Annotated in this window: 1 protein-coding gene; it reads left to right on the top strand. The window is 44.5% G+C overall.

The genetic code is table 11. The annotated features are described in order from the left end of the window. A partial coding sequence (locus KNQ97_RS19140; RefSeq protein WP_253612637.1) for a choline dehydrogenase occupies positions 1-1,478 on the top strand: 1,478 nt, incomplete at both ends.

Below are 1,478 nucleotides of genomic sequence, written 5' to 3'. Positions count from 1 at the left end.
AAAGATGTCAATGTCCTGCTCCTTGAAGCAGGTCCGGTTGACGATAGTTTATATATTCGCATGCCAGCTGCCTTGGGTTTCCCTCTTACAGATGACCGTTTCAACTGGTACATGCATTCTGAAGAAGAACCAGAGTTAAATAACCGTAAGATCTATGAAGCCCGCGGTCGAGTACTCGGTGGTTCTTCATCAATCAACGGCATGAACTGGGTTCGTGGTAATCCATGGGATTACGATAACTGGGAAGCTTTAGGTGCTAAAGGCTGGAGCTATAAAGACTGCCTCCCTTATTTCAAAAAAGCTGAATCTTTCGATAAAGGCGGCAATGAATACCGTGGTGATTCAGGTCCAATGAAAATTGAAACCTGTAAAGCAAATAACCCACTGTATCAAGCCTTTCTTGAAGCGGGTGTACAGGCAGGTTATGAACGTGTAGATGACCATAATGGTTACAAGCAAGAAGGCGTTCATATTACCCAACGTAATATCCATAAAGGTTTACGCTGGAATACATCACGTGCTTATATCCATGAAAATAAGGATATCAGCCGTTTGCATGTGTGTGACAAGTCACAAGTGACCCGTATTGAGTTCGATAAGAAGAAAGCTGTACGCATCCATTTCCATTGGCATGGTATGCCTCAGGTCATTGAGATTAAACGTGAGATTATTTTATCTGCCGGTGCCTTGCATACTCCACACATCCTGATGCTTTCAGGTATTGGTGACAAAGCCCATTTGAAAGAACATGGAATTGAATGTGTTGCTGACTTGCCTGGTGTAGGCCAAGGACTTAAAGACCATGTGGCTGCGCCGGTTCAATACCGTGCAACCCAAAATGTTTCGATTGCCAAAGAACTCACCTTGTTTGGTAAAGCAAAGCTGGGTGCCCAGTGGCAATTCTTTAAGAAAGGTTTAGGTGCGACCAACTTCTTTGAAGTGGGTGCATTTATTCGAACTCGAGATGACATTAAAGTGCCTAACGTTCAGTTTGAGTTCATTCCATTATTAGGTGAATTCCAGCACGGTAGCGTCCAACTGGAAAATGGCTTCCAGTATTTCTTTAGTCTTATGCGTCCGACGAGTACCGGCCGAGTATGGTTAGGAAGTGCCGATCCGTTTGCAGCACCGAAATTCCGATTTAACTTTTTAAGTACAGAAGAAGACAGACGTGATGCCATTGATGCGGTTAAGGCGATCCGTAATGTTGTATCGCAAAAGGCATGGGATCACTTACGTGGTGAAGAGGTTACACCGGGACCGAATGTACAGACAGATGAAGAAATTCTGGCAATGCTAAGAGACAATGCAGGTACCAACTATCATCCGTGCTGTACATGCCGTATGGGACACGATGAAATGAGTGTGGTTGATGAGTTTGGTCGTGTTCACACCATAGACAATGTGCGGATTGTGGATGCATCGATCATGCCTGAGATCCCGAGTGGTAATTTGAATGCACCGATCATTATGATGGC

This window comes from Acinetobacter sp. UC24323, assembly GCF_024151445.1.
In the GTDB taxonomy this organism is placed as follows: domain Bacteria; phylum Pseudomonadota; class Gammaproteobacteria; order Pseudomonadales; family Moraxellaceae; genus Acinetobacter; species Acinetobacter baumannii.
This window is presented reverse-complemented; position numbering and strand designations above follow the sequence as displayed.